At 63.4% G+C, this 6,674-nt stretch carries 2 protein-coding genes; both read right to left on the bottom strand.

Annotation, left to right across the window (positions count from 1 at the left end; all coding sequences use genetic code 11):
* A partial coding sequence (locus AC1DPX_RS34975) for a two-partner secretion domain-containing protein (protein ID WP_477242566.1) occupies positions 1-385 on the bottom strand: 385 nt, incomplete at its 3' end.
* A gap of 17 nt (positions 386-402) precedes the next feature.
* Positions 403-4,638 carry an MBG domain-containing protein gene (locus AC1DPX_RS34970; RefSeq protein WP_477242564.1) on the bottom strand — a complete coding sequence of 1,412 codons (4,236 nt, stop codon included), beginning with the start codon at positions 4,636-4,638 and terminating at the stop codon, positions 403-405.
* Between the last annotated feature and the right edge of the window lie 2,036 nt (positions 4,639-6,674).

Raw genomic sequence — 6,674 nt, 5'->3', positions numbered from 1 at the left:
CGGTCTTGGAGATGGCGATGCCGTTGGGGTTGACGAGAAACACCTGGCCATTGGCGTTGAGCTGGCCCGCTATGGTCGATTTGGTACCACCGGTGACGCGGTTGAGCATCGTCGAGGACGATGTCGGCTGGTCGATGTTGACCGTCGCGTCCGCACCGATCGAAAAGCTCTGCCAGTTGACGATGGCCGAATTGGTCGACTGCTTGATGCTGAGCTGCGAGGATGACGGATTGGAAATGGTGACGCCGCCCGAGGCGACACTGCCGCCCGTCGGCAGTTCCTGCGCCCGCGCCGAGGTGAAGCCAACCAAAGCGGTCGAGGTCAGCAGCAGTGCCATCAGCGGCGCGCTGTTGCGGTTGCGGTGGTACGGGAAAAGGGTCCGCATGGCTCCGCCCTCGATCGCTACTGGACCGCCGCGACCGAGCAGACGGAAGCGGTCTGCGCAATGCCCTGGCAGAAGGCGAAGCCGGCAAGTCGGGGATCCTCGACCAGCGTCTGTGTGTCTCCACCCACAGGCTGGCCGGTGAAGAACACCGGCACCGGCGCGCCGGCGCCAAATGCATCGGCGTTGTAGGCAACCGTGGTGGCGGCTTGCGATGTCGGGATCGTGTTGGGCGCCGAGACAAGCAGGTCGGCGCCGACATAGGTCAGCTCGTAATTGGCCGAAGCGGTGAGGCTTCCCTGCTCGATCGCGTAGCTGCCCGGTATGCTGGCCGGCGTCGCGGCGGTCGAGAGCGCGCCGGCAAGCGTATCGCCGCCGACCAGCCCCAGCCCGCCGATCGTATAGGTGAGCGGCGGATTGGGCATGCCTTGCGGCCGGCTTTGCGCGTCCGCCACGACCGTGATGGCGCGTTTGCCAATGGTGAAATCCGCGCCGACATAGGTGATGTCGTAGTTCGCGTTGGCCGCATTGGTCAGCGTACCCTGGCCGATCGTATAAGCGCCAGCATTCTCGCCGGCGGCCCTGTCCAGCGCGCCGACCAGGGCAATGCCACTGCCGAGATCGGAATGACTGTAGCCATAGGACGACGGATCGGCGTTGCCATAGATCTTGCCCTGGCCGGCGCTCGCCGTGACCGTCACCGCCCGCTTGCCGATGCTGAAACCGGCATCGACATAGGTGATGTCGTAGTTCGAATTGGCGGCGTCGGTCAGCGTGCCTCGCCCGATCGCATAATTGCCGACATTCTCCCCGGCGGCGCGGTCGAGAGCACCAACCAAAGCCGCGCCATTGCCGAGATCGGAATGACTGTAGCCATAGGACGACGGATCGGCGTTGCCATAGGTCTTGCCCTGGCCGGCGCTCGCCGTGACCGTCACCGATCGTTTGCCGATGGTGAAGTCCGCGCCGACATAGGTGATGTCGTAATTCGAATTGTGCGCGTTGGTCAGCGTGCCCTGCCCGATTGCATAGCCGCCAACGTTCTCGCCGGCAGCGCGGCCAAGCGCGCCGACCAGATCGACGCCTTTGCCGAGATCCGAATGGGTGTAGCCATAGGCCGACGGGTCGGCGTCGCCATAGATCTTGCCTTGGCCGGCATTGGCGGTGACGGTGACGGCCCGCTTGGCGATGGTGAAGTCGGCGCCTACATAGGTGATGTCGTAGTCGGCATTCGAACTCGCGAGCGTGCCTTGGCCTATGGCGTAGGTTCCGGCGTTTTCGCCGGCGACACGCTCGAGAGAACCAACCAGGTCGACGCCGGTGCCGAGATCCGAGACGGTGTAACCATAGTAGAGCGGATCGCTGTCGCCATAGGTCTTGCCTTGGCCCGCATTGGCCGTCACCGTGATGGCGCGTTTGCCGATGGTGAAATCCGAGCCGACATAGCTGATGTCGTAGTTGGAGTTGTTGGCGTTGGTCAGCGTGCCTTGCCCGATCGCATAGGCGCCGACGCTTTCGCCCGCCATGCGATCGAGCGTGCCGACGAGGGCCGTGCCGCTGCCGAGATCGGATGTGGTATAGAGGTAGGATGACGGATCGGCATTGCCGTAGGCCTTGTGCTGTCCGGCAGTGGTGGTGACCGTGATCGCCCGCTTGCCGATGCTGAAATCGCTACCGACATAGCTGATGTCGTAATTCGCATTGTTCGCACCGGTCAGCGTCCCTTGCCCAATGGCGTAGGTGCCGACATCCTCGCCCGCCGCCCGATCGAGTGCACCGACCAGTGCCGCACCGCTGCCAAGATCGGAAACCGTGTAGCCAAGGGTCGGGTCCGCATCGCCATAGGTCTTGCCTTGGCCGGCATTGGCCGTGACCGTCACGGCCCGTTTGGCGATGCTGAAATCGGTGCCGACATAGGTGATGTCGTAGTTCGAGTTCAAGACATTGGTCAGCGTTCCCTGCCCTATCGCGTAGGTGCCGACATTCTCGCCGGCTGCCCGGTCGAGAACGCCGACCAGCGCTGTGCCACCGCCGAGATCGGATACGGTATAGCCGTAAGACAGCGGATCGCTGTCCCCATAGATCTTGCTCTGCCCCGCATTGGCCGTGACCGTGACCGCGCGCGGCGTCACGGAAAGGTTCGCGCTGACATAGTTGATCGCGTAATTGCTGTTGGCGAGCGTGCCCTGCGTGATGCCGTAGCTGCCGACACCGGATGCCGTCGTCGCTGTTGTTGCGAGCGAACCGCTCAGGCTGTCGCCATTGACCAAATTGCCCGAGGTCAGTTGGTAGGTCAGTAACGGATTGCCGTCGCCATACGCACGGCTCTTGGCATCGGCCGTCACCGTAATGGCGCGCGGTGTCACCGCCAGATTGCCGCCGACATAAGTGATCGCATAGTTGCTGTTGGCGAGTGTGCCCTGCGTGATGGCATAACTGCCGACACCGGATACCGTCGTCGCCGTTGTCGCAAGCGATCCACCGAGGCTGTCGCCATTGACGAAATTGCCCGAGGTCAGCTGGTAGGTCAGTAACGGATTGCCGTCGCCATACGCACGGCTCTTGGCATCGGCCGTCACCGTGATGGCGCGCGGCGTCACCGACAGATTGCTGCCGACATAGGTGATCGCGTAGTTGCTGTTGGCAAGCGTGCCCTGCGTGATGGCATAACTGCCGACACCGGATGCCGTCGTCGCTGTTGTCGCAAGCGATCCACCGAGGCTGTCGCCATTGACGAAATTGCCCGAAGTCAGCTGATAGGTCAGTGCCGGGTTGGCGTCGCCATAGACACGGGTCCCGGCATCGGCCGTCACCGTGATGGCGCGTTTCGTCACCGACAGATTGGCACCGACATAGGTGATCGCATAGTTGCTGTTGGCGAGTGTGCCTTGCGTGATGGCGTAGCTGCCGACGGATGATGCCGTCGTCGCCGTCGTCGCCAGAGCACCGCTCAGGCTGTCGCCATTGACGTAACTGCCTGACGTGAGGTGATAGGTCAGCGCGGGGTTGGCATCGCCATAGATGCGGGTTTTGGCATCGGCTGTCACCGTGATGGCGCGTGGCGTCACCGACAAGTTGGCGCCCACATAGGTGATCGCATAGTTATTGTTGTTAAGTGTGCCTTGCGTGATGGCGTAGCTGCCAACGTTGGACGTTGTTGTCGCCGATGTCGCCAGCGCGCCTGTCAGGCTGTCGCTGCCGACAAGACTGCCTGATGTGAGCTGATAGGTGAGCGCCGGATTGCTGCTTCCGTATGTGCGGCTCTTGGCGACGGCAGTCACGGTGATCGCCCGCTGGGCTATGGTGAAATTGCCCCCGACATAGGTGATGTCGTAGTTCGAATTGTTGGCGTTGGTGACGCTGCCCTGGTTGATGGCATAAGTCCCAGCATTGTTCCCGGCCGTACGAGTGAGGCTGCCGGCCAAAGCCACACCGGCGCCGAGATCGGAGACGGTGTACCCATAGGAGGAGGGATTGGCATCCCCATAGATCTTCCCCTGGCCCGGCGTGACGTCACCGTCACCGCGCGTTTGCCGATGGAGAGAAGGCCCGCGCTGTTGTAGGCGAAGCCATAGCCGCTCAACGCCGCGAGATTGCCGGCGCTGACGGTGATCGCGTAGGATCCAGCGCCTACCTGCGTGTTGCTCGGCGGGTTGACGGACGTCACGCTTGGGCCGCCGCTGAAGGTCGTCGCGGCGGTATCGCCGAGATAGGCGCCGATCACGCCGGTCTGGTAGCCTGCCACCGAATAGGTCAGCGGCGGCAGGACGGTATCGCCATAGGTCTTCGTCGCGTTGTTGGACGTGAAGGTCAGCGTCGGCTGATAGGCGAAGACGTAGCGATTGCCGGCCGCGCTCACCGCTCCGCCCGCCGCCGTGTTCCAGATCGCCGTGTTGCCGCTGTCCAGATTGCCGAATGTGTTGCCGGTGGGGTTCGCCGCATAGACCAGCCAGCGCCCGCTGCTGGCGGTGACGGCATCGCTGCCCCGGTTGTTGATGAACTTGCCGAAGGCGGCAAGCACGGGGTTCGCTCCGCTGACCGGCGCGCTGGCCGAGATGGTCAGGTCGCCCGTTGTCCGCAGCTTGACGGAACCGGTGGCGTTGACCCCGCTTGTACTGGCGCCGCGGGCATTGGAGGCACTTGCGACCATCAGGCTTGCGTCGTCGCGCAGATCGACCGAGCCGGCACTGCCGGCGACATTGGTGATCTGGTTGCCGGCGCCATTGAGTGCGAACGAGCCGCTGCCGCCGAACCATAGGGAGCCTGCGGTGATGGCATTGCCGGTCGCCCCTTGTGTCACCGTGCCGTTCGACGACAGCGCCAGGGTGCCGGTGCCGGCCGAGAGCGCCTGATCGAGGGCGAAGGTGGTCGCCGCGGTTTCGATCTGGCGGTTGGCGAAGGACAGGCTGCCGACCGAGGTCGATCCTGCCGTGGACGCGTATGCGCTGTTCAGTGCCGACAGCGAAGCGATCGAGCCATCCGCCTCGTCGAGGCGCCAGTCGCCATAGATGTTCAGGTTCGAGATGTTGCCGCCGGGCAGACCGGTCCGGAACGTCACGCCGTTCCTGGCGCCCGAGTCCGCGTCGGCAACCGTGTAGGCAAGCACCGCGTTCGAGACGGTGCCGGTCGGCAGAACGAGATAGTAGTAGCCGTTGACGCCGGTTGAGACAGTACCGAGTTTGACGCCGCCGGAAACGACGGACACAAGACCGGGATTCTTTGTGTAATAGGGCTGGCCGGTGCCGGAAATCAGGGGCGTGTTGCCGCTATCCTTATAGGCAATTCCGGAAATCGCCTGGGCGCCATTCGGATAGAAGCTCTTCAGATAGGGATAAAGGCCCCCGGTCCCACCGCCGTAGGCGGCGCTGAGGCCGCTCGCGCCGCCGTTCTGGAAGCTGGAGGTCGACAGGCCGACGACATTGACATTGGGGCCGGTGGTGCCGCCGCCGATCGCGGGCTTTGCGGAGGATGTGGTGTTGTAGGGACCGGATGTCGACGTGTCGTACGCGCCCGTGACCGTACCGTCATAGAGGTTGTTGCCGATGAACGCCCCGACATTCCACCCGCCGCTGACCGCTCCGGTCGAATAGCTGTCGGTTATCCTGCCGCCATTACCGACAAACGAATAGCCATAATTCGATCCGACGAGACCGCCGACGGCGGCGCCGCCGCTGCCGATATCGACGGCACCCATGGCGTAGACACGATCGATGGTGCCGAAATTGTTGAAACCCACCGCGCCGCCCGCGGTGTTGGTATCGCGCGCGTTGATGATGACGGAGGAGAAGCTGTCGGAGAGCGCTCCATCATTTTCGCCGATCAGGCCGCCCGAGACGGATCCATACTGCGTCGTGAAGAGCTGGCCGGTCGAATAGCTTTGGGTCACCGTGCCGGCATTGAAGCCCACGATCCCACCAAGTGTCTTAAATCCTCGGATCGTCGCATTGGTGACGCCGACATTCTGGACAAGCCCGCCCGCGCCGACAAAGCCGAACAGGCCGACATATTGGGCGGCGGACTGCGTCACCGACAGTCCATCGACGGCGTGGCCAAGCCCGTCGAAGCTTCCGGTGAAGCCGTTGCCGCTGTTCTGAATATTGCTGTTGCCGTCGGTGCCGAGCGATATGAAGCCGAGACCGCTGTTCCAACTGGACGTAGCGCTGGCATCGATGTTCTTCGCCAGCGCGTAGCGACCGTTCAGCCCGCTGTTGATCGCCTGCAGCTGGTTGATGTCGTAGATCAGTGTGTAACCCTGCCCGTTGACCGACAGTGCCTGCGCCCCTTGCGTGCCGGTGAAAGTGGCCGAGGCGCCGAGCGCGTAGGAGATCGTGCCGCCGGTGCCGCCATTGTTGGTGACCAGCGACAGACCGCCGACGCCGCCGATCGTGGCGTTCGCGTTGAAGACGATCGAATGATAGGCGCTGAGCGTCAGCGTGTTGGCGCTCCAGCTGATCGGCGCGGCAATCGTGATGTCCCCTGCCTGCGAACCGCCGCTGCCGGTGGAGATGGTGACGTTGGCTGTTGCGAGCAGGTTCTGCAGCGTCGTGACGTTGATGACGCTGTCATTGGAGCTGGCGGTGAACCCACCGGTATCGGCGCCATTCGAGATCGTCACGTTGTAGGGGTCGAGCAGAAGATCGCCGGTGTCGCCGAAGCGGGCGCGAAGGTCGACCGAGCCGGTGAAGTCGAGGCGCTGCTTGCCCGACACTTCCGTGAAGCCGCCATTGCCGTTGTCCTCGCCACCGCGCGCGGAAATCTTGCCGGCGAACTTCGTCTGTTCGTCCGACCAGAC

It is taken from the genome of Mesorhizobium sp. 01N446, assembly GCF_056399285.1.
Note: the sequence above shows the minus strand (reverse complement) of the source record. Positions and strands in the feature narration are given on the sequence as shown.

Excerpts from the sequence above, each read along its gene's own strand:
- AC1DPX_RS34970 (WP_477242564.1), bottom strand. The coding sequence starts at position 4,638 with ATGGTTCGGCGGCAGCGGCTCGTTCGCACTCAATGGCGCCGGCAACCA.